This window comes from Neorhizobium tunisiense (genome assembly GCF_039631515.1).
In the GTDB taxonomy this organism is placed as follows: domain Bacteria; phylum Pseudomonadota; class Alphaproteobacteria; order Rhizobiales; family Rhizobiaceae; genus Neorhizobium.
Genome location: NZ_JBDIUU010000011.1, coordinates 56,337 through 78,006 on the forward strand (window position 1 = coordinate 56,337; position 21,670 = coordinate 78,006).

At 59.6% G+C, this 21,670-nt stretch carries 23 protein-coding genes; 13 read left to right on the forward strand and 10 right to left on the reverse strand.

The window, feature by feature from the left end:
* Window positions 1–20 precede the first annotated feature (20 nt).
* The 4 genes from ABCW43_RS26290 to ABCW43_RS26305 are packed head-to-tail and all read left to right on the forward strand — an operon-like array spanning window position 21 to window position 2,788.
* Entirely contained in the window at window positions 21–881 is an 861-nt protein-coding gene (locus ABCW43_RS26290; protein ID WP_345930001.1) for a shikimate dehydrogenase, read from the forward strand.
* Window positions 882–894: 13 nt separating this feature from the next.
* Window positions 895–1,263 (forward strand): tautomerase family protein, encoded by a 369-nt coding sequence (locus ABCW43_RS26295; protein ID WP_345930003.1) that lies wholly within the window; start codon window positions 895–897, stop codon window positions 1,261–1,263.
* Window positions 1,264–1,293: 30 nt separating this feature from the next.
* Complete coding sequence (gene aroQ / locus ABCW43_RS26300; RefSeq protein ID WP_345930005.1) at window positions 1,294–1,743, forward strand: type II 3-dehydroquinate dehydratase; 450 nt, start codon at window positions 1,294–1,296, stop codon at window positions 1,741–1,743.
* Between the two features lie 7 nt (window positions 1,744–1,750).
* Window positions 1,751–2,788 carry a Gfo/Idh/MocA family protein gene (locus ABCW43_RS26305; RefSeq protein ID WP_345930006.1) on the forward strand — a complete coding sequence of 346 codons (1,038 nt, stop codon included), beginning with the start codon at window positions 1,751–1,753 and terminating at the stop codon, window positions 2,786–2,788.
* A gap of 118 nt (window positions 2,789–2,906) precedes the next feature.
* Here ABCW43_RS26305 and ABCW43_RS26310 read toward each other — a convergent pair whose 3' ends face one another.
* The 10 genes from ABCW43_RS26310 to ABCW43_RS26355 form a co-directional block, all read right to left on the reverse strand.
* The gene (locus ABCW43_RS26310) at window positions 2,907–4,802 is read right to left on the reverse strand and encodes a bifunctional sugar phosphate isomerase/epimerase/4-hydroxyphenylpyruvate dioxygenase family protein (RefSeq protein ID WP_345930008.1); all 1,896 of its coding nucleotides are present in this window, start codon (window positions 4,800–4,802) and stop codon (window positions 2,907–2,909) included.
* Between the two features lie 34 nt (window positions 4,803–4,836).
* On the reverse strand, window positions 4,837–5,823 hold the full coding sequence (locus ABCW43_RS26315; RefSeq protein ID WP_345930010.1) for an aldo/keto reductase: 987 nt from the start codon (window positions 5,821–5,823) through the stop codon (window positions 4,837–4,839).
* A gap of 131 nt (window positions 5,824–5,954) precedes the next feature.
* Entirely contained in the window at window positions 5,955–6,746 is a 792-nt protein-coding gene (locus tag ABCW43_RS26320; protein WP_345930012.1) for an amino acid ABC transporter ATP-binding protein, read from the reverse strand.
* A 52-nt stretch (window positions 6,747–6,798) separates the two neighbouring features.
* Complete coding sequence (locus ABCW43_RS26325) at window positions 6,799–7,662, reverse strand: transporter substrate-binding domain-containing protein (protein ID WP_345930014.1); 864 nt, start codon at window positions 7,660–7,662, stop codon at window positions 6,799–6,801.
* A 45-nt stretch (window positions 7,663–7,707) separates the two neighbouring features.
* The gene (locus tag ABCW43_RS26330; RefSeq protein ID WP_445739009.1) at window positions 7,708–8,355 is read right to left on the reverse strand and encodes an amino acid ABC transporter permease; all 648 of its coding nucleotides are present in this window, start codon (window positions 8,353–8,355) and stop codon (window positions 7,708–7,710) included.
* Window positions 8,356–8,368: 13 nt separating this feature from the next.
* Window positions 8,369–9,037 (reverse strand): amino acid ABC transporter permease, encoded by a 669-nt coding sequence (locus ABCW43_RS26335; protein WP_345930017.1) that lies wholly within the window; start codon window positions 9,035–9,037, stop codon window positions 8,369–8,371.
* Window positions 9,034–10,149: a shikimate dehydrogenase family protein gene (locus ABCW43_RS26340; RefSeq protein ID WP_345930019.1), complete on the reverse strand. Its 1,116-nt coding sequence runs from the start codon at window positions 10,147–10,149 to the stop codon at window positions 9,034–9,036. Before ABCW43_RS26340 ends, ABCW43_RS26335 begins: the two co-directional genes overlap by 4 nt.
* A 114-nt stretch (window positions 10,150–10,263) precedes the next feature.
* A complete protein-coding gene (locus ABCW43_RS26345; protein ID WP_345930020.1) occupies window positions 10,264–11,793 on the reverse strand; it encodes an acyl CoA:acetate/3-ketoacid CoA transferase in 1,530 nt (509 codons plus the stop codon).
* A complete protein-coding gene (locus ABCW43_RS26350) occupies window positions 11,790–12,260 on the reverse strand; it encodes a MaoC family dehydratase (RefSeq protein WP_345930022.1) in 471 nt (156 codons plus the stop codon). Before ABCW43_RS26350 ends, ABCW43_RS26345 begins: the two co-directional genes overlap by 4 nt.
* Window positions 12,261–12,288: 28 nt before the next feature.
* Window positions 12,289–12,720, reverse strand: coding sequence for an alcohol dehydrogenase catalytic domain-containing protein (locus ABCW43_RS26355; RefSeq protein WP_345930024.1), 432 nt, complete (start codon window positions 12,718–12,720; stop codon window positions 12,289–12,291).
* A 104-nt stretch (window positions 12,721–12,824) separates the two neighbouring features.
* Here ABCW43_RS26355 and ABCW43_RS26360 point away from each other — a divergent pair, with 104 nt between their 5' ends.
* The 9 genes from ABCW43_RS26360 to urtE all read left to right on the forward strand — a co-directional run bounded on the left by ABCW43_RS26360 (window position 12,825) and on the right by urtE (window position 21,651).
* On the forward strand, window positions 12,825–13,619 hold the full coding sequence (locus tag ABCW43_RS26360; protein ID WP_345930026.1) for an IclR family transcriptional regulator: 795 nt from the start codon (window positions 12,825–12,827) through the stop codon (window positions 13,617–13,619).
* A 3-nt stretch (window positions 13,620–13,622) separates the two neighbouring features.
* The gene (locus ABCW43_RS26365) at window positions 13,623–14,399 is read left to right on the forward strand and encodes an IclR family transcriptional regulator (protein ID WP_345930028.1); all 777 of its coding nucleotides are present in this window, start codon (window positions 13,623–13,625) and stop codon (window positions 14,397–14,399) included.
* Between the two features lie 343 nt (window positions 14,400–14,742).
* Window positions 14,743–15,894 carry a transporter substrate-binding domain-containing protein gene (locus ABCW43_RS26370; RefSeq protein WP_210013724.1) on the forward strand — a complete coding sequence of 384 codons (1,152 nt, stop codon included), beginning with the start codon at window positions 14,743–14,745 and terminating at the stop codon, window positions 15,892–15,894.
* 12 nt (window positions 15,895–15,906) lie between these two features.
* Window positions 15,907–16,515, forward strand: coding sequence for an ANTAR domain-containing response regulator (locus ABCW43_RS26375; protein WP_210013579.1), 609 nt, complete (start codon window positions 15,907–15,909; stop codon window positions 16,513–16,515).
* Window positions 16,516–16,766: 251 nt separating this feature from the next.
* On the forward strand, window positions 16,767–18,017 hold the full coding sequence (locus ABCW43_RS26380) for a transporter substrate-binding domain-containing protein (RefSeq protein WP_345930033.1): 1,251 nt from the start codon (window positions 16,767–16,769) through the stop codon (window positions 18,015–18,017).
* Window positions 18,018–18,170: 153 nt separating this feature from the next.
* On the forward strand, window positions 18,171–19,064 hold the full coding sequence (gene urtB, locus ABCW43_RS26385) for an urea ABC transporter permease subunit UrtB (RefSeq protein ID WP_345930288.1): 894 nt from the start codon (window positions 18,171–18,173) through the stop codon (window positions 19,062–19,064).
* Between the two features lies 1 nt (window position 19,065).
* Complete coding sequence (gene urtC / locus ABCW43_RS26390; protein ID WP_345930035.1) at window positions 19,066–20,205, forward strand: urea ABC transporter permease subunit UrtC; 1,140 nt, start codon at window positions 19,066–19,068, stop codon at window positions 20,203–20,205.
* A 1-nt stretch (window position 20,206) separates the two neighbouring features.
* Window positions 20,207–20,956 (forward strand): urea ABC transporter ATP-binding protein UrtD, encoded by a 750-nt coding sequence (gene urtD / locus ABCW43_RS26395; RefSeq protein ID WP_345930037.1) that lies wholly within the window; start codon window positions 20,207–20,209, stop codon window positions 20,954–20,956.
* Window positions 20,956–21,651: an urea ABC transporter ATP-binding subunit UrtE gene (urtE, locus tag ABCW43_RS26400; protein WP_345930039.1), complete on the forward strand. Its 696-nt coding sequence runs from the start codon at window positions 20,956–20,958 to the stop codon at window positions 21,649–21,651. Before urtD ends, urtE begins: the two co-directional genes overlap by 1 nt.
* Window positions 21,652–21,670: the final 19 nt, after the last annotated feature.

Consider the following 21,670-nt stretch of genomic DNA (forward strand, 5'->3'; position numbering starts at 1 on the left):
GCCTGAAGAGAGTATGCCCCATGAACAACCAGCAATTTCGTGTCGGTCTTATAGGCGCGGATATCCAGATGTCGAAATCGCCGGCGCTTCATGAAGTGGAAGGTCGGCACCAGGGACTCGACTACCGATACGAGCTTCTCGATCTGACGGAACGCAGCCTGCCGGCATCCGCCCTCCCCGCACTTCTCGACGAAGAGGAGCGGCGGGGATTTGCCGGAAGCAACATAACTCATCCCTGCAAGCAGACCGTTATCGTCCACTTGACGCGGCTTTCCGAGGATGCCGAGATGTTAGGCGCCGTCAATACCGTGGTCTTCCAGAACGGCGAGCGGATCGGCCACAACACCGATTGGTATGGCTTCTATAAGAATTTCGAGTGCGGCCTGCCGGATGTGGCAAGATCTCGTGCCGTTCTGTTGGGAGCTGGCGGCGCCGGCGTCGCGGTCGCACATGCGGCAATCAAGCTCGGGATCGAACGGCTTTCGATCTTCGACCGGGACAGCCAGCGCGCCGAGCTTCTGGCGTCCCGATTGAATGATCGGTTCTCCCGGCAATGCGCGGACGCGATCACCGACATAGGCGCAGCAATGCGCCTTGCCGACGGCCTGATACATGCCACGCCCATCGGCATGAAAAGCCATCCTGGCCTGCCGATCGATGCGGTCTGGCTCGATCAGCGCCATTGGGTTGCAGATATCGTATATATGCCGCTGGAAACCGAACTTCTCGCGCTGGCGCGGAAAAAAGGATGCCGAACCCTTCCAGGTGGCGGCATGACCGTGTTCCAGGCTGCAGCAGCCTTCAAGCTCTTTACCGGCATCGAACCGGATGCTGAGCGGATGTCCCGTCATTTCGCCGAGCTTTGCCGCGCGACGTTTTGAAAGGCCTCCGACGATGCCGCATGTGATCATTGACTACAGCCGGGGCGCCGGCGATCGGGTCGCCATGGATGCCTTGACGGCAGCGGTTCACTGCTGCATTCCCGACGCAGGCATCGTTGAACGGAAAGCCGTACGGACGCTTGCGCGGGAAGCAAGCTTTTCCTGCGTCGGTGACGAGCACCCCGACAATCAGTTCATCCAGATCATCATCCGCATGGCGCCCGGCCGCCCGTTGGAAACCAAGCAGAAGCTTCTGAAAGCCGTTTTTGACGAGGCGCGCGCCGCCGCCGCCCCTGCATTGACCGAAGGCCGGCTCGGCCTTCGCGTCGATCTTTACGAATCCGACCCCACCCTTGCGTTTCAGGAGAGCACACTCGCCTGAAACGCCGGCTTCATGAATAGAGGAGTTCTCGTGAGCCTGATCTACGTCTTGAATGGTCCCAATCTCAACCTGCTCGGCAAGCGTCAGCCGCATATCTACGGCTATGAAACCCTTGCCGATGTCGAAGCCGATTGCCGGAAAGTGGCAACGGAACTAGGGCACGAGATCCGCTTCCATCAGAGCAACCGGGAGTACGAAATCATTGACTGGATTCACGAGGCACGGGAAGATGGCGCGGGTATCGTCATCAATCCGGCGGCTTTCACACATACTTCACTGGCCATTCTCGACGCTTTGAACACATTCGAAGGCCCGGTCATCGAGATCCACATTTCCAATGTCCACAAGCGCGAAAGCTTCCGGCATCACTCGTTTGTCTCGCACCGCGCAGAGGGCGTGATCTGCGGCCTCGGTACCGAAGGATACCAGCTCGGCATCCGCCGCGTAGCGACCCTGATTAAGACCGCCGAGAAGAAATGAAGCCGCTATGACAACACCAGTCAGATTGGCTGTGCTTGGTGCCGGCCTTATTGGGAAACGGCATATCCAGCATGTCTTGAATGAACCCGGCGCGATACTCCGTGCGGTGGTCGATCCCACACCGATCGGGCAGGAGATTGCGGCGGAAGCGGGCGTCAAGTGGTTCGCAAGCTTCGCCGAGATGATTGCCGTCGATCGGCCCGACGGGATTATCGTCGCGACACCCAATCAGGTTCATGTCCAGAATGGATGGGAAGCGGTCGAAGCCGGCATACCGGCCCTGATCGAAAAGCCGATCGCGGGCGATATCGCGTCTGGCGAGCGGCTCATCGCCGCCGCGGAAGCCAAGGGCGTTCCGCTTCTGACCGGGCACCATCGGCGCCACAATCCGATGATACAGAAAGCAAAGGAAATTATCGACAGCGGCCGGCTCGGACGCGTGCTCGTTGTCAACGCGATGTTCTGGCTGTTCAAGCCGGACGATTACTTCGACATTGCCTGGCGTCGAGAGGCCGGAGCCGGCCCGGTTTTTCTGAACCTCATCCACGACGTCGACAACCTTCGCTACCTCTTCGGCGACATCGCCGCTGTGCAGGCGCGCGAGTCCAATGCGGTTCGCGGCAACGCCGTCGAGGAAACAGCCGTGATCCTCATCGAGTTCAGCAACGGCATTCTCGCCACAGCATCGGTTTCCGACTCCGTCGTCGCCCCTTGGAGCTGGGAGATGACCACCGGCGAGAACCCCGTTTATCCAAAAGCCGACGAGGCCTGCTACGTCATCGGCGGGACCCATGGCTCCCTGGCTATTCCGTCTCTCGAAATCTGGCGCAACCCCGTTAAGCGAAGCTGGTGGGAACCCTTCGAGAACGAACGGATCGATGTCGAGGAGCAGGATCCGCTCGTCCTGCAGATCAGGCAGTTCTGCAAGGTCATCCGGGGCGAGGAGCAGCCGCTGGTCAGCGGCCGCGAAGGCCTTCAGACCCTCAAGGTCATCGACGCCGTCAAGCGATCCGCAGCTTCCGGAGGGCGCATCCTGTTGAACTGACCGCGCAGAAGCGCAACATGATGGGAGCGGAGACTTTACATTCGACTGGAAGACATCGACCGCATCGCGAGATCGCGCTGCCGGTGCGTTTTCAAACGAAAATCCCAACCATGACGAGTTACCTTGTCGGCATGCCTTCCGGCCGAAGCGCCTTCTTGAGCGCGGCGATCCGGAAGATGGCGTTCGGGGCGCCGTAGCCGCGATAACCGCGCCGTTCGACGATCTCGAAGAAGAAACCTTCGCCATAGGTCATGCTGTAGAGCTGGAAATATTCGCCATGCTCGTCGCGGTCGTAGAGGATGTTCTCTTCCTTCAGCCGTTCCGAAAGCTCCGCATCGAGACCGAAACGGGCTTCGACGTCGCCGTAATAGTTGGGCGAGATGGCAAGCGGCTTGAACCCGTTCTTGCGCAGTGCAGCGGCCGTCGCAAAGATGTCGTCGGTGTGGAAGGCGAGATGCTGGACGCCGGAACCGAATTTTTCGGCGATGAAATGCCCCGCCAGCGTGCGGCGGTTCTCGGCGCCGTTCAAGGTGATCCTGAGCGTGCCGGAAGCGTTTTCGACCACCTGGCTGCGTATCACGCCGGCCGGATCGATGATGTCGACCATCGGCGTCTTCCGCGTCTCGAAGATCGAGGTGTAGAAGAGCAGCCAGGTGAGCATCTCCTCGTAGGCGACCGTCTGGGCGATATGGTCGACGTGCCTGAGATGCGCCGGCGCCACCTCGGCCTCACCGTCTTCGCTGACGGGCTGGAAGTCGATCTCGGAAAAGCGGCCGAGATTGCCCTGGTCGTCGATCAGGTAGACGAGCCCGCCGCCGACGCCGCGGATCGCCGGTATCTGCACCTCGCCTTCCGCCACCGGCTGCCGGAACGGTTCGGCCCCGAGCGCCACAGCCCGCTCGAACGCCTGCGCGGCATCCTCGACGACGAGCGCCATCGCATAGGCCGAGGTACCGTGGACGGCAAACGAAGCATTGGCAAACCCCTTCTCGTCGGTGTTGACGAGGAGACGGATATCGCCCTGGCTGTAGAGGCTGACCTTCTTCGTCCTGTGTTTCGCCGTCTTGCGGAAACCGAGCGTTCGAAGGATCGCGGCAAGCTCGGCCGCATCGTTTTCGTCGGAAGAGAATTCCACGAAACCGACACCCTTGACGCAAGCGCGGTCCGGCATGTCGCGGACCGTCAGGCCCGAAGCGTTCGGGCTGCGCCGCACCTGGTCGCCGAGATAGATCAGCGAGCGGTAGCCGTCATCGGCAATCGCCCGGCTGGAGCCGCCGCGGAACTGGTCGTTGAAGATCTCCAGCGAGAAATACCCGTCGTAGCCGGTCTCGGCGATCGCGGTGGTAAAGGCCGTCACCGGCAGATCGCCCTCGCCCGGCATGTTGCGGAAATGCCGCGACCAGTAGAGCAGGTCCATGTCGATCAGCGGCGCATCGGCGAGCTGCACGATGAAGATCTTGTCCTTCGGGATGGAGCGGATCGAATTGATGTCGATCTTGCGCGACAGCGTGTGAAAGCTGTCGAGGATGAGGCCGATATTCGGGTGGTCGGCACGCCGCACGATCTCCCAGGCATCGCGGTGGTCGTTGATATGCCGGCCCCAGGCGAGCGCCTCGTAACCCACTTTCAACCCGCGTCTGGCGGCCCGTTCGCCGAGTTCGTGGAAATCGGCGGCCGCCCGGTCGATGCCGCCAAGCGAGACCGGCGAGACGTTGGAGCAGACGAGCACGAGATCGGTGCCGAGTTCCTGCATGACGTCGAACTTGCGTTCGGCGCGATCGAAGGTGCGGCTCCGATGCGAGGCGGGCATGCCCTCGAAGTCGCGGAACGGCTGGAACAGGGTGATCTCCAGCCCGTGATCCCGAACCATTTTCCCGACATCGGCGGGGCTGCCGTCGAAGGCGAGGAAATCGTTCTCGAAGATCTCCACCCCATCAAAACCGGCCTTGGCAATCGCTTCCAGCTTCTCCGGCAGTTCCCCGCTGATCGAAACCGTGGCTATGGAAGTTCTCATGGCGATCTCCTGTGACCTATGGATGCTTGCCTGTTCAGGAAAATGCAGTGATGTCGTGGGGCACGTAAGGCGCCTCAAGCGCGGCAATCTCTTCCAACGTCAGCGTCAGATCGAGTGCGTTCAGCGCGTCGTCGAGGTGGTGCAGCTTCGTGGCGCCGACGATGGGCGCCACGACCGGCTGCTTCTGGAGGACCCAGGCAAGGGCGACCTGCGCATAGGGCAATCCCCGCTTTTCCGCAACGGAGCCAACCGCTTCGATCACCTTCCGGTCGGCCTCGATCGTCGCCTTGAAAAGGCCGTGGCCGTAGCTGTCCTGTTCGTCTCGCGCCGAGGCGGGTACGCTGCTGGGCGCCCTCGACAGACGCCCGCGCGCCAACGGGCTCCATGGCAGAACGCCGATCGCCTGATCCTGGCAGAGCGGCAGCATTTCACGCTCTTCCTCGCGATAAAGGAGATTGAGCTGGTTCTGCATGGTCGCGAAGGGTGTCCACCCATTTATCTTCGCAACATAAAGCGCCTTGCTGAATTGCCAGGCAAACATCGACGATCCGCCGATATATCTGGCCTTCCCCGCCTTGACGACGTCATGCAGCGCTTCCATCGTCTCTTCTATCGGCGTGTTATAGTCCCAGCGGTGGGTTTGATACAGGTCGATATAGTCGGTACCGAGACGCTTCAGGCTGGCATCGACTTCGGCCATGATCGCTTTTCGCGAAAGCCCGGTCCCATTGGGCCCGGCGCGCATCGGCAATCCGACCTTGGTTGCGATAACCACATCTTCCCGACGAGCGAAATCCCTGATCGCCCGACCCAGCATCTCTTCACTCGCGCCCAGCGAATAGGTGTTCGCCGTATCGAAGAAGTTGATCCCCGCTTCCAACGCTTTCTTTATGAAGGGCCGGGAACCGTCCTCCGACAGAGACCATGTCTGCGGTCCCTTTCCAGGCGTCCCGTATGCAAGGCACCCAAGGCAAAGTCTTGAAACCTGAAGGCCGGTATTTCCCAAGCGAGTATACTGCATTTTCAAACCTTTTTCAGCCTTGCCCGAGACCACAGGTCGAGTTCTTTCATCAGCGAGCTGCGGCGCGTACGGAAAAGACCTTGTCTAGACGGTTGCTGGAATTTGCAAAAAGGGACACCCTGTCCCAATGCTCAATGGTTCAGGATCTGGCCGAGAAAATTGCGGGTGCGCTCGTTTTTCGGCTGCGAGAAGAATTCTTGCGGCTTCGCCATTTCGATGATCTCACCGGCATCCATGAAAATGACGCGGTCCGCGACCTGACGGGCGAAGCCCATTTCGTGGGTAACACAGAGCATCGTCATGCCTTCCTGGGCGAGGCTGATCATCGTATCGAGCACTTCCTTGACCATTTCGGGGTCGAGTGCCGATGTCGGCTCGTCAAACAGCATGATCTTGGGCGTCATGCACAAGGCTCGCGCGATCGCGACGCGTTGTTGCTGGCCACCCGAAAGCTGGGCCGGGTATTTGTTCGCCTGCTCGGGAATACGCACACGCTCCAGATATTTCATGGCGATGATTTCGGCATCCTTCTTCGAGGTGCCACGAACCCGCATAGGCGCCAGCATGCAATTCTGAAGTACCGTCAGATGCGGGAACAGATTGAACTGCTGAAATACCATGCCCACTTCGGCGCGCACCGCGTTGACGTTTCGCATGCTCTCCCCGAGCGAAATGCCATCCACGACAATGCTGCCGGACTCGAACTGTTCGATACGGTTGATGCAGCGGATTATCGTCGACTTGCCGGAGCCGGATGGTCCGCAGACCACGATACGCTCGCCTTTGCGCACGTCGAGATTGATGTTCTTGAGCGCATGGAAGGCGCCGTAGTATTTCTGAAGGTTGCTGATCCGAATGATCGGATCCTGGCCTGTTGTACCGGTGTCCGCAACATGGATATGCGGTTGTGCCGTCGTGGTCATGGTCGCTCCTGCCGAAGGTCCGGACCGCCCGAAGCCGGTCCGGTTCTGTGACTTACTTGGTGATATCGACAGGAAGCGGCGCATCCCCCTCTCCCGTCGTCGGGAGCTTGGCGCCAATGTCTTTGCCGATCCACTGCTTGTAGAGCTTGGGCAGCTCGCCGTTCTCGATCTGCTTGCCGATGAACGTGTTCAGGTACTCGGCGAACTCACGGGAGTCCTGGCGAACGGCAGCGCCATTGAAGACGCGGTTGAGGACGAATTTCTGCTGGAACTTGCCGGCACCGGTGACCTTTTCGATATTGCCCATCTGGGTGAAGGCCGCGCCGATGATATCGACCTGTCCGGAGATCAGCGCCTGGACAGTGGACGCGTCGTCATCGAAACGCTGGATCGTCGCACCGGAATTGGCGGCAGTGATTGCCTTATCCTGCGGCGTGCCGCGCGGAACGCCGACGCGGGCACCCTTCAGATCGGCCCACCCGCTCGCCTTCAGATCGGCTTTGCCGATGAAGACGTTGTCGTTGTTTGCGTAAGGGCGGGAAAAGAGAACGACCTTTTGGCGATCCGGGAAGATGCCCATGACGGCTGCAAGAAGATCGACCTGGCCGGTCTGCAGAGTTGCGATGCGGTTCGCGGGCGTTACCGGCACGAATTCGACCTCGACACCGAGATCCTTTGCAACCGAACGGACGAACTCAACGTCGAAGCCGGTGAGTTTGCCGGTTTCGTCGGTATAACCCCACGGAACCTGGGCAACCTGGACGCCGGCCTTCAAAACCTTGCGTTCCTTGATTTCCTTGACGGTCTGCGCTGCAGTCGTATCCGCAAGCAACGGCAGCGCCATCAGGCCGCCGATGGCGGCGATGAGAATGCGGCGGCCGATCTTGCCCGAGCGCGTGTTGACGATGTTTTTCATGCTGTTTCCTCCTCAAGAAGCGGCTTGCTGCCGCGGTTAAACAGTTCAAGTTTTCAGGGAGAAGCGGCGCTCAAAGTAAGCGCTCGCTCTGGAGAGCGGGAAGCAAATGGCAAAGTAGAAGGCGCCGGCCAGACCGTAGGCGATCAGCGGCTTGTAGGTCGTGCTCGCAACGATCTGTGCGCTGCGGGACAATTCGACGAAGCCGATGATCGCGGCCAGCGACGTGCCCTTGATGAGCTGGACCAGAAAGCCGACGGTCGGTGCGAAAGACAGCTTGATGGCCTGCGGCAAAACGACATCGCGCATCCGATCGATATAGCCAAGACCGAGCGCCGAAGCCGCTTCGCTCTGGCCTTTCGGAACGGCCTGGATACCACCGCGCCAGATTTCGCCCAGAAAAGCGCTGGCATGGAAGGTCAGGCCGATGGCAACCGCCGTCCACGCGCTGACATGGAAGCCGAAGACCGGCAGTCCGTAATAGACCAGGAACAACTGCATGAGCATCGGCGTGCCCTGGAAAAAGTCGATATAGGCGGCGGCGGCCACGCGGAGCCATTTCCAGGGCGAAGTGCGCACCAGTGCTACGAGCGTGCCGAATGTTCCTCCACCAATGAAGGCGACGGCCGAGAGCGCGAGCGTCGTCCACATGCCTTGAAGGATGGTGAGAACTTCCAGTAAACCGAAATCACGGATCATCCTGTCAGCCTCACTTGATCGGGTAAGAGAAGAACACGCGATCGATCCCTTTGAAAATAAAGGAGAAAATCGTCGAAAGCGCGAAATAGAGAAGGGTGGCGACGATATAGATCTCGAAGCTGCGAAACAGATCGCTATCGAGGAGCTGCGCGGTGGAGGTCAGCTCCTCGGCGGAGATCGATGACACGATGCTCGTCGTCAGCAAGGCCAGCACAAACTGGCCCGACAATGCCGGATAGATGACCCGCAAAGCGGGTTTCAGAATGATATAGCGGAAGACTTGCAGAGGTTTCAGGCCGAGTGCCGCACCCGCCTCAAACTGCCCGCGCGGGATCGCGTCCACGCCGCCGCGGATGATTTCCGCCGAGAAGGCTCCGCAATTCAAGCTGAGCGCAAGGAACGCGGCCGTCCAGGGCGTAAAGCTGATGCCGACCGTCGGCAATCCGAAGAAGATGAAGAAAACCTGCACGAGGAACGGCGTATTCCGGATGATCTCGATATAGGTCAGCGCGATGGTGCGCAAAAACGTCAGGCCGCTTTTACGCGCCACCACCGTGATGATACCGATGATGAAGCCACAGATGACAGCGGTGGCGGCCAGCCAGAGTGTCAACAGGCAAGCATGCAGCAGTTGCGGCCAATAGGGCAGGAGAACCCCGAAATCGAACTTGTAGCTCACGGCTGAAAACCTCCGGAAGACACGGCTTCGCTGGAATTGCCGGCGGCGTCTGTGTCGGGAATGCGGAAAAACTGTCGGTATAGGTCGATCTGCGGTGCCAACATCGCAAAACCGGCCTGGGTTTTGAATCCGCGCGCCCTTGCCTCGCGCAACAGGCGTGTCTCGGCTGGCTTCATGATGATTTCCGCCACGACCGCATTCGGGTTCAACCCCTCGAGCGTGAATGGCAACGGGTCCCCCTCGCCAAGCCCCATCGGTGTCGCATTGATGACGATATCGACCTCCAGATGCCGGCCGGCAGCCACCGCGATCGCCCGTCCCGGCCAGTGTCGCTCCAGACGCGCGCATAATTGTTCGCATCGCGGCTGCGACACGTCGGAAATCCGCACCTGCTCCGCTCCCGCATCGAGCAGCGCCGCGGCGATCGATGAACCGGCGCCACCCGCGCCATAGACCGCAACCGTCTTCCCGCCGATTGCGTGCCCGACATTTTTCATGCCCGTCACGAACCCGATCCCGTCGAAATTTTCCGTCGACCAGGATCCGTCGGCATTGCGGCGCAGCGCATTGGCACAACCTGCGGCCTCCGCCACCGCACCGATATGATTGGCATGGGACAGAAGCTCGAATTTATGGGGAATGGTGGCGAGAAAGCCGCCGACATTGCCGGCAGACTTCAGCGCGCGGATCAGCGCCGGCGCATCGTCGCTGGAAACCTGCATCGGAACCATGAGCGAATTACTGCCCGCTTTCGCGAAGACCGCATTCATCAATTGCGGCGCCTGAACCTGCGTGACAGGGTCTCCGATAATGACGAAGACCTGCGTTCTGCCATCGGGAGTGTCAATCATGTTGCGCATCATGAAGAGACCCTCCCATTCGGATGCCCCCAAGCCAAAACGCAGTCGATACCGCTTGCGGACAATCTTTCGCGCAGGAGAGACACAGCAGCGGGATCGCGAGGCAGGAAACCTTTGATCGGAAAACTTTCCGCACCGGCAAGCTTTGCCTTGTCGAAAGGTTCCCCTTGGTGAGACGTGTTGCCAGGCCGGTTTCCAGGCTTGCGTAAATCTCGCCAAAGAAGCGATGGTAGCAATATGAATCGATTCCAATCTTCATCAGACGCCCTCCGTTCTTTTGGCTCCGGTTGCGGATACTCATTTCATTCGCCATGGATCGATTGAGGGAGGGTGACTTCCCTCCTGCCCCGATCCCGAATTTCCCACTCAGTCGGTAAACAGATCTCGATCCATCAGGACCGGCGGCTTCGGTATCAGGGGCGTGAAATCCATCCGGTCGAGAATATCCTGCTGGATATCGATGCCCGGAGCGACTTCCTTGAGGATCAGGCCATCCTCGGCCAATTCGAACACGGCACGCTCGGTCACAAACACAGCGGAATGGCCACGTTTCAAAGCCTGCCGGCCCGAATAGGTGATCTGCTCCACCGATTGAACGAGCTTCCGGACGCCGCCCGCGCGTTTGATCTTCACGCCGGCTGGCGAGATGTCGATCGCCGATCCCTTGGTATCGAACGTACCGCAAAAAACGACGCGCTTGGCGTTCTGGGCAATATCCATGAAGCCGCCCGGCCCGACCGTCAGCCCTCCAAGTTTCGACACGTTAACATTGCCGATCGCGTCGAGTTCACCGAAGCCGAGGAAGGCCAGATCCAGTCCGCCGCCTGCGTAGAAATCGAATTGCGACGGGCCATCGATCATAGCGGATGGGCTGCGGGCAAAACCGAACAGCAGGCCGACCAGCAGCGAACCGCCATAGGTTCCGTGTTCGATCGTCTGGTAATAACGTCCGACTTCGCCCCGGTCGGAAACCATCTTGGCGACGCCTTCGCCGATTCCGACCCCGAAATTGATGACCGCTCCGTCCTTGAGTTCCTTATGGGCGCGGCGAGCGATCAAGCTGCGAATGTTCAACGGCTCCGGCGGATCGAGCGTGATCGGACCCCGTCTCTCGCCGGACAAGGTGGGATCGTAAGGCAGGTCGTAGCTCGGACGCTGATCGGGATCGACCACGACGGCATCGACGATGGCGCCCGGCACCCGCACCGAACGCGCCGGCAGCGAATTTGGATCGACCGCCGTGCGCACCTGAGCGATCACGATCCCGCCGGAATTATGCGCGGCGAGCGCCGCCGCATAGATATCGAGATTGGCGGCCTCCTGGTCGAGGCTGATATTGCCCTCCGCATCCCCGAACGAGCCGCGGATAATGGCCACGTTGATCGGGAAGGACTTATACCAGAGCATTTCCTTGCCGCCGATATTGGTGACTTCAACGAGATCTTCTTTTGCCGACTTGTTCATTTTGCCGCCATGCTGGCGCGGGTCGACAAAGGTTCCGAGACCGACATGCGTGAAGAGCCCCGGACGACCGCCGCCGATCTCGCGATAGAGCTGCATGACGCAACCGCTCGGCAGGACATAGGCCTCGATCTTCTCGTCGCGTGCCATCTCCTGCATCTTCGGAGACCAGACCCAGTGACCGCCGATGACCCGCTTCACCAGACCTTCATGGGCGAAGTGGTTCATGCCTTCCTGTTTCTTGTCGCCGATGCCGAGCGCATGCACGACCGTCAGATTGCGCGGCGTGCTCGTTTCCAGAAAACGGCGCGACACGGCGCGGAAGGTATGGGTCGCTTCCATCAGGCCGCCGCCGCCGCCGATCAGGGCGACCGTATCGCTATCCTTGATGAGCTTTACGGCCTCATCGGCCGTCATGAACTTGTTGCGGCTCATGCGGGCGCTCCCGCGCCTTCACCGGCCGGCCGGCGGGGCACCATCAGTCCGTGTTCGCCAGTCTGAACCACCTCGTCACGCTGATTGACGAGGTCGATCGCCATGATGATGATCCCCATTTCCGGCTTGCTCCGGGACGGACGCGTTTCCTTGATGCGGATACGCGCCTGCAGAGTGTCACCAATGCGGATCGGCTGCTTGAAAGCCCAGGACCAGCTCAATGCGATCCCGCCCCGGAAGGTCGCCGACTGAACCTTGAGGCCATCGGTTAGCGAGAGTCCCATCAGACCGTGGGCGATGCGCCCGCCAAACTCGGTCGTCTGGGCATAGACATTATCCATATGGATCGGCGAAAAATCACCCGCAACGCCGGCATAGGCCAGTATATGCCCTTCGGTCACCGTTACACGCGGCGTCAGCTTTTCGTCACCGACATTGAAATCGTCAAAATAACTTCCGGGAAGCATGGCTTCCATCCTCCGGCTATGGGTAATTCTAAGGAACGAGAAGAATGCGGCCGACCGCACCTCGCTTGTGCAACTGACGGTGTGCTTCGGCAGCCTCTGAGAGAGGCATCCGCCGCCAGATTTCAGGCTTGATGCCGTTGGCATGCATGAAGTCGAGGACGCGCAAACAATCGGCGCATTCGCCACAGGCTTGGAAGTTGAAGACGGTGACCCCGTCACCAGCCGCGAACCCATTCACGCCCAGACCGGTCGCCACGACTTCCCCAGCCAGCTCATGCCCCAAAACGCGCGGCAGGCTGACTCTGGAACGCATTCCGGATCGTAGAATCAAGTCGAGGTGGCGTACGCCGCAGCAGGCGATTTTGACCAGAACCTCACCTTGCCCCCTGGCCGGCAATGCAATTTCTTCGCAGATAAGTGTTTCCGGCCCGTCAAAGGCGCGCAACTCAATAGCTTTCAAGCGCTCCTCCCCGTGACGCCTTTATGGAACTGGTTTCATATGGAACTCATTCCATCTTGTCAATTGCAGTGACATTGCGTTCCAATTGGAATAGGATTCATAAAATGGCTGACCAGACACCGATGCTTTCACCCGACCGCGCGATTTCCATCATCGAGCTTTTGGCTCGGCACTCTTTCGGCCTGCCGCTTTCGGAAATCGCCGATCAACTGGCTATTCCGCGAAGCGCAACGCATCGGCTGCTGGCCGACCTGAAAGAAGAAGGTTACGTCCGCCAGGATTACGATGGCGCCGCCTATCGGCTGACGGCCAAGCTCGTCGCACTGGGCTACAGTTTCCTGACCACCGCCGGCGTCTCCAATCAGCTTCAGCCGATCATCGACAGGCTGGCGGAGCAGACGGGCGAACTGGTGGTCCTCGCCGTCGTCGAGCGGGGGAAGCTTCTTCGCCTGATCAAGGCGCAGGGCGCTCGTGGAGGCCTTCTCTACAATCCCGACGAGGGGCCGGAAGTGTATCTGGCGGCGACATCCAACGGTCACGCCTATCTTTCCACGTTGATGGAAGATGAGGCGATCCAGCTGGTTGCGAAACAAGGTTTTCAATCCGAAGGCGTCGGAAAGAACGCCCCCAAGACATTCCGGCAGCTTTTCGAACATGTCGACCAGGCCCGAGAAACCGGTGTCGCGCGTATCTTCGATGTCTGGGTCGACGGCACGTCCGCCATGGCCGCGCCGGTTTTCCGCTCCGGCACAAAAACCGCAATCGGGACGATCAGCGTTGCCGGCCCGACAATACGCATGAACAATCAACGCATGGATCAGTTCGTCGATTTGCTGAAGGCGGCATGCAGGGACGTCTCTGAAACCGGCTCCAGTCTTCCCATTTTCGAGCAGGCTTAGCCCATGTCCAGCCGTAGCCGCGGTATCGCCATTCTCGAACTCCTGACCGGGCATCCCTGGGGTTTGAGCGTCACGGAAATTGCCGATCAGCTTGCGATCCCCGCCGCAGCAACGGTTCGCGTTCTGTCCAGTCTCGTCGCGTCCGGTTATGTGCATGGATCGGGCAAGGACGGATATTATCGTCTGAGCCCCAAACTGCCGGCGCTCGGTCTGGCCTTTCTCGGAGCGAGCGGTGTCACCGATCTCGTGCAGCCTATATTGGATGATCTGGCCAAGAAGACGGGAGAGCTTGTCCGCATCGCGATCATTTCGACCGACAAACTGACCTGGGTCGCGAAATCGCAAGGGGCACGCAGCGGGCTGCTCTACGATCCCGAAGCGGCCGCAGATGTGTATCTTCCGGCAAGCGCCAACGGGCAGGCATGGTTGTGCTGCCTGCCGGATGCCGAGATCAGGCGGCTTGTGAACGACCAGGATATCAACCGGCCAGGCTTCGGTTCCGGAGCCCCCCAAACCTTTGCCGAATTGATGAAGGCAATCGAGATCGCGCGGCAACAGGGTTATGCCAGCGTTCGCGACAGCTATGCGGTTGGGACGTCCGCCATGGCTATCCCCATCATGCGCCGCACGACCAGGCGGCCAATCGGGACGCTGAGTGTAGCGGGACCGACCATGCGAATGACCGAGGCCCGGATGAGGGAAATCTTTCCCTGGCTGCAATCGAGCGCCAAGGAGCTTGAAGCGGCAAGCGGCTCCTCGCCGCTTTTTTCCGTGCAATGACGCGGTCTAAAGTTGCTATCGCTCCAATGTAGAATTCGACTTCGGCTTTGCTCAACTTGCGTTGCTGCAAGACGATGGCGCGCCGAGTGACGAAGAAGGCTTATCGAACAATGGTCTGTCCCTTCTGACTGCCGGTAGCCAGGTCAACAGTCGTCGTCGATGCGCGCCTGCGCCTCATGGGGCAGCGGGTCTTCGCGCCAAGCACGGCCTTTCGTTCCGCTATTGTCACCGGACAAAGAAACTGACATCATCAGCTGAAGGCCCCCAATGGGTCGCTGATATTCCATGAGCAGGGTAGCTCTCGACCGGAAACGGGCGGGAGCTTTTTTATTTTTTGGTGGCGATGATGAATTCAGAAAGCTGGCGGGTCGGTGTGCTGTTCTCCGAAACGGGCGTGACCGGAGCTGTGGAAAAAACCCAGAGGGCCGCGAGCTTGCTGGCGATCGACGAAATCAATGCGGCGGGCGGTGTGCTCGGCCGGGCGATCGAGCCCGTCGCCTACGATCCGCAATCGACTCCCAATCTATACAAGGAGCTCGCGGTCAGGCTTTGCGACGAAGATCGGGTCCGGGTCGTTTTCGGTTGCCATATGTCGAGCACCCGCAAAGCCGTTCTGCCCGTCATCGAGGCCCGTGACGCGCTGCTGTTCTACCCGACACTGTACGAGGGATTCGAATACTCCCGACACTGCATCTACACAGGTGCAGCCCCCAATCAAAACTCTGTCCAATTGGTCGATTTCCTCACCAAGCATTATGGAAAACGGGTTTTTCTGGTAGGCTCGAACTACGTCTATCCTTATGAATCCAACCGGACGATCAGCGACCTCTTTCTTCAGGTGGGAGGACAGGTACTGGACGAGATGTATGTTCCGCTGAACCTCAAAACCGAGGACGTCGCCAAGATCATCCGGCATATTCGCGCGGCACAGCCGGATGTCATCTATTCGACGATCGTCGGCGACGGTATCATTCCCTTCTACACGGCGTTCAAGGAGGCGGGATTCGATGCAGCGACTATGCCGATCGCGAGCCAATCGACAAGCGAGGCCGATGTGATCCGTATGCGACCGGAGGTGGCCGAGGGGCATATCACCGCAGCCCCCTTCTTCGCCTCTCTGGATACACCCCGCGCTCGTGCCTTCGTCTCGGCTTACCAACAGCGATACGGCCTGCAGATGCTGCCAACTGCTCCGGCCGAAGCGGCCTATTTCCAAGTCTATCTTTATGCGGCGGCTTTGCGGCGCGCCGGTGGCGATGGGCTTGAGCAGCTTCTGCCGGCCCTCTATGATGTCGAGTACGATGCCCCGCAGGGCGCCGTGAAGATAGACAGACTGACAAACCACACGCATCTGTGGCCAAGAGTGGCAAGGGTGAATGCGCAGGGCAACTACGACATCGTCTATGATCCGTCGCTGCGGGTGGCGCCAGATCCGTTCATGCGCGAATATCGCCCGGACTTGACGCAGGCTTTCCCACATCGTGTTCAGGTCTGAGAAGGAGCGACGATGTCTTTCGCCCTTCTCAGAGATTTGCGCGATCTTAAGGTTCTGGTCATCCATCCCCGGACATCAGAAGGAGAGTTTCTCGTCGATCACCTGCGCCGTATCGGTTGTACAGTCAGTTGCCTCTGGCCAGTGCCTGCCGAGTTGCCGCATGGCACTGATGTCGTCTTCCTTGCCATGGAAGATGAGGCGCGACCGGAAACCGAACGCTTACTGAAGTCTTTCCCCAATCCTGCCCCGACCATGCTCGCCATCGTCGGTTACGAAAACCCCTCGACGTTGCAGATCGTTCTGGAAAGCGGCGCGCTCGCCATTGTCGAAAGACCGATCAAACCGTTCGGCCTGCTGACCAATCTCGCCATCGCCCGCAGTCTATGGTTGGAGCGCCAAAAGCTCGTCAAGGAAGCGCGCAAATATAAGCGCAAGGTACTGGGAGACCAGAAGCTTGCCCGAGCCAAGGCCATTCTGATGGCCAATCGCGGTACCAGCGAGAATGAGGCGTATCGCGAAATGCGCGAGCAGGCGATGGCCCGGCGCGTGCCGATCGATGAAATCGCCAATTCGATTATCAACGCCGAACAGCTCTTGCGCCCGCCCCAAAAACATGATTAGTTTTTTACGTGTTTCAAATAAACACCTTCGGCACATCCCTTCGTTTTGCGAAGCCATGTGCCGCTGTTGCACGCGGCGTAGCCGTGATGCGGTGATGGCAAAGGTGCCCGCAGGCTGTGAAAAGCCTCGCGGGTTTTTTGTTGTCTGCTGACAATGACGTCAGCCTTCCAAGCAACTTTTTCGGCACGAAAGCCTCGCCGTTGGGCCAGGCAGTGCCGCCGCGTGCGCCAATCAAAAAAAGGGGAACCAAGATGGTGTTCAACAGACGTGAATTTCTGAAAACCGCAGCCACCGCTTCCGCCGCACTCGCCTTGCCCGCTCTGGGCAGCCGGGCCTTTGCAGCCGATGCCATCAAGGTCGGTGCGCTCTACTCCCAGACGGGTGGGCTTTCTGTCGCCGAGAAGCTTCTGGCCAACGGTGTCATGATGGCCGTGGCCGAAATCAACGCGGCCGGCGGCGTTCTCGGCCGCCCGGTCGAGGTTGTCGTCGAAGACGGGGCTTCGGATCCGAAGACCTTCAGCGAAAAGGCTTCGAAGCTGATCCTCAAGGACAAGATTTCCACCGTGTTCGGCTGCCACACGTCTGCCAGCCGCAAGGCCGTGCTGCCGATCTTCGAACGACGCGGCGCGATGCTGTTCTACCAGACGCATTACGAAGGCTTCGAGTGCTCGCGCAACGTCGTCTATTCCGGCGCCGTTCCGAACCAGCAGCTCTCCAACTACATTCCCTGGATCGTCCAAAAACTGGGCAAGAAGAAGTTCTTCATCGTCGGCTCGAACTATGTCTATCCGCGCGAGATGGCCAAGGTTTCCAAGAAACTGATCGAGGCGGCCGGCGCAAAATGGGTAGCGGACGAATATCTGGAGCTTGGCCACTCGGAATGGGCCGTCATGGTCAGCAAGATTAAGGAATCAGGCGCGGACGTGGTTCTGTCCAACGTGGTCGGCGACTCGATCATCGCCTTCTACCGCGAATTCAAGAACCAGGGCCTGTCGCAGGAGGTTATCCCGATCTGCGCGACAGTCACGTCTGAAATCGAGATCGCGGCCATGGGCGCCGAATATGCGGCAGGCAGCTACACCTCGTTCCCCTATTTCATGTCGATCGAAACACCCGCGAACAAGAGCTTCATCGACCGCTTCAGGACGTTCGTCAACGATCCGAAAGCCGTGACATACCATTCGCTCGAGGCCGCCTATTTCCAGGTATTTCTGTGGAAGCAGGCGGTCGAGAAATCCGGCGATCTGTCAGCCGACGCGATCCGGGCCGGCATTCGCGGCCAGACCTATGACGCGCCCGGTGGCAAGGTGACCACCGACCCCGACAACCTGCATTGCTGGCTGACGCCACGCATCGGGCAATGGCAGCCGAACGGCCAGAGCAAGGTGGTCAACGCCTACCCGGCGCCGATCAAGCCGCTGCCCTATTCGGCCTATGGCGAGGCGGAAAGCAATCTGTTCTGCACCGGCAACGGTCTCGACGCAGCAAAGCTCAAGGGCTGATCCCTCCCCGCGTCGTCCCGCCATCCATGCGTGGCGGGACCATGTCTCGGCAAGGCGGATCTGCGCTTTTCCTCTGCGCGGCGCCAACCCGCTTTCGGGGTTGGCAAGGAGCAAGAAAAAGTCTGGCCTGCCCTTCTCATGAACGGTGCCGTTATGCTCGACATTCTCTTTATCGGCCTCAGTCTCGGCTCGATCCTTCTTCTGGTGGCACTCGGCCTCGCCATTACCTACGGCGCCATGGGCGTCATTAACATGGCCCACGGCGAAATGGTGATGATTGGCGCATACGTCGCCGTCCTCTCGGGCATTTGGCTGAAAGCAAGCCTTCTGCTCGCAATACCGCTGGCTTTCGTCGTGACGGCGTTGCTCGGCCTGATGATCGAACGGGTGGTCGTGCGGCGGCTCTACGGCCGCCTGCTGGACACGCTTCTCGCCACATGGGGCATCGCCATGCTTTTGCAGCAAGCCGTAAGGCTTGAATTCGGCCTGTCGTTTTTCGGAATTCATATCCAGGGCCTTGGAGCCGGACTGCAAAACGTCGCGGTACCTTCGTATCTGCAGGGCACGTTCAGGCTCGCCGGTGCGGACATCAACGCGTATCGAACCTTCACCATCGCGGTTACCGCCGCGCTAACGCTGGCGACATGGTTCATTCTCTACCGGACGGCGGCCGGCATGCAGGTTCGCGCCATCATCCGGAACCCGGAAATGGCGGCAGCCTGCGGCATCGACGTGAAACGCGTCAATGCCATGACTTTTGCTTTCGGTTCCGGCCTTGCCGGCGTCGCGGGCGTCATGATGTCCGGCTTCAAGACCGTCTTCCCCGACATGGGCACGACGATGGTCGTTGACGGCTTCATGGTCGTGGTTACAGGCGGGGTCGGCAGCCTTTTCGGCACAATCCTGTCTTCAGGGCTTCTGGGTGAAATCAATGCACTGGTGGCCATCGGGACGAACGACATTCTGGCGCGCGCCGTCGTCTTCGGGGTCGTCATCCTGGTCATTCTCGTCAAGCCCAGCGGGCTGTTCTCGTTCAAGGGACGCTGACATGAGCATCGAACGAAAATTCCAGATCGCCGCCTACGTGATCTTTATCTCGCTGATCTTTGCAGCGCCCGTTTTCGGGGACGAATTCTGGCTGAACCGCATTTCGAAATATCTTGTCTACGGGATGCTCGGCGTCGCCATCGCGCTCACATGGGGCTATGCGGGCATTCTCAATCTCGGCCAGGGGCTGTTTTTCGGCGTGGGCGCTTACATGCTTGCCATGTCGCTGAAGCTGTCGAGCCCGACCAGTCTCCAACAGGGCTCCGACAAGCCGGTTCCGGATTTCATGCTCTGGAATGCCGAGCCCGGCGCGCCGACGGAACTTTGCTGCATCAACAAGGGCTCCTTCCTCTGGCTTCCCTTTCAAAGCCAGTCGGTGGGTCTGGTGCTCGGTCTCGTGCTTCCCGTGGTGATTGCCGGCGCACTCGGCATGCTGGTTTTCCGCAAGCGCATTTCCGGCGTGTTCGTCTCGATCATCACGCTGGCGCTTGTTCTGCTCGTTCGTCTCGTCATGGTCGATGCGCAACCGGTGACAAACGGCTTCAACGGCCTGACGGATCTTGGCTGGCTGACGATCGGCGGCATCGAATTCGACCCCTACAGCCGGGCGACCTATTATCTGTGCGCCGCATGCCTGTCGCTGACACTCATCGGCGCCCGTCTTATCGTGGAAACCCGTGCGGGTATGATCCTGCAAGCGATCCGCGACGATCATGTCCGCGCCCGCTATCTCGGCTTCGACGTCTCGCTCTACCAGGTGTTCTTCTTTGTCATTTCGGCAGGGATCGCCGGCGTTGCCGGCATGCTCTACGTGGTCGTCGCGGAGTTTGCTTCTCCGACGTTCATGGATCTGTCCTTCTCGGTGACGATGGTTGTCTGGGCTGCCGTCGGCGGTCGCTCCTCCCTGCTCGGCGCCTGCGTCGGCGCCATCCTGATCAATATAATCGAGGCCGAAGTCAGCGAGACCGAAGCGCTTGTCGAGGCGTGGAAGGCGATCATCGGCCTGATCTTCGTGCTGGTCGTCCTGTTCATGCCGCGCGGACTTGGCGGCGCCGCGCATGACGTGGTGCGGTGGTTCGTCCGCAAACCAAAACCCGGTCAACCCTTCCCGGCCTTGCCGCAACAAAGCGAGGTATTGTGACATGAGCGCCATCGCATTGACCATCGACGGTCTCGGCGTCAATTTCGGCGGGTTTCGCGCCGTGAACAATGTCAGCATCACCGTCTTCGACGGCGAGCTTCGGGTACTGCTCGGCGCGAACGGCGCCGGCAAGACGACCCTGATGGATCTGGTCAGCGGCAAGACGCGCAGCACGCAAGGCAAGGTCTTCGTCTACGACACAGACATCACCAACTGGCCCGAACACAGAATCGCCCGCGCCGGAATTGGCCGGAAATTCCAGATCCCCAGCATTTTTCGCGATCTTACCGTGCGACAGAATTTGGAGGTGGCCAACTGCCGCAATCCATCGGTGCTCGCCAACCTTCGATTCGGATTTTCGCGCGCGGAAGCGGACCGCGTCGATGACGTGCTTACTCTCACTGGCCTCGAAGCAGAGCAGGAGGTGACGGCCGCCTATCTCAGTCATGGCCAGACGCAATGGCTGGAGCTGGGCATGCTCATCGTGCAGGACCCCAAGGTGGTTCTGCTGGACGAGCCGACGGCTGGCATGACCCAGGCGGAAACCCGCAAGACCGCAGAGATCATCAACAATCTCAAGGGTCGCCATACGATCCTCGTCGTCGAACACGACATGGGGTTCGTGCGTGAAATCGCCGAACGCATCACCGTTCTCCATCTGGGAGAAGTTCTGGCCGAAGGAAGCGTCGAGGATATCGAGCGCAATCCGAAAGTCCGTGAAGCCTATCTCGGTTCTAAAGGAATATCGTGATGCTGTCATTGAAAGACGTACACAGCTATTACGGCCGCAGCCATATCCTGCACGGCGTCACACTCGGCGTTCCGACCGGCAAGGTGACGAGCATTCTCGGCCGCAACGGCACCGGCAAGACGACCCTGTTGAAAACCTTGATGGCATTAACCGACCGCATGACGGGCGAGATGCATCTGCAGGGAAAAGACATCGCCTCCTCCCCGACACATATGAGGGCCCGGGCCGGTATCGCCTATGTCCCCCAGGGCAGGGAGATCATTCCCGATTTTACCATCCGCGAGAACATCCTGATGGGCGCCTTTGCGCGTAGCGATCGCAAACGTGAAATTCCCGCGCTGGTACCGGAACTTTTTCCCTACCTGATGGCCAACCTTGATCGACCGGGCGGCGTACTTTCGGGCGGCCAGCAGCAACAGCTTGCCATCGCCCGCGCGCTGGCCGCGGATCCGAAAGTGCTGCTTCTCGATGAACCCAACGAAGGCATCCAGCCCTCCATCGTCGAGGAGATTGAAAAGATCATCATCCGGCTCAATCGCGAGATCGGCATGACGATCATCCTCGTCGAGCAAAACGTCGCATTTGCGCGGCACGCGTCTCACCAGTTCGCAATGCTGGAGAAGGGAGGCGTGGTTGCGGCCGGTGCCATCGACACGCTCTCCGACGCGCTTGTTCAACGGCATATGGCTGTCTGAAACGGATATCCTTCAATAG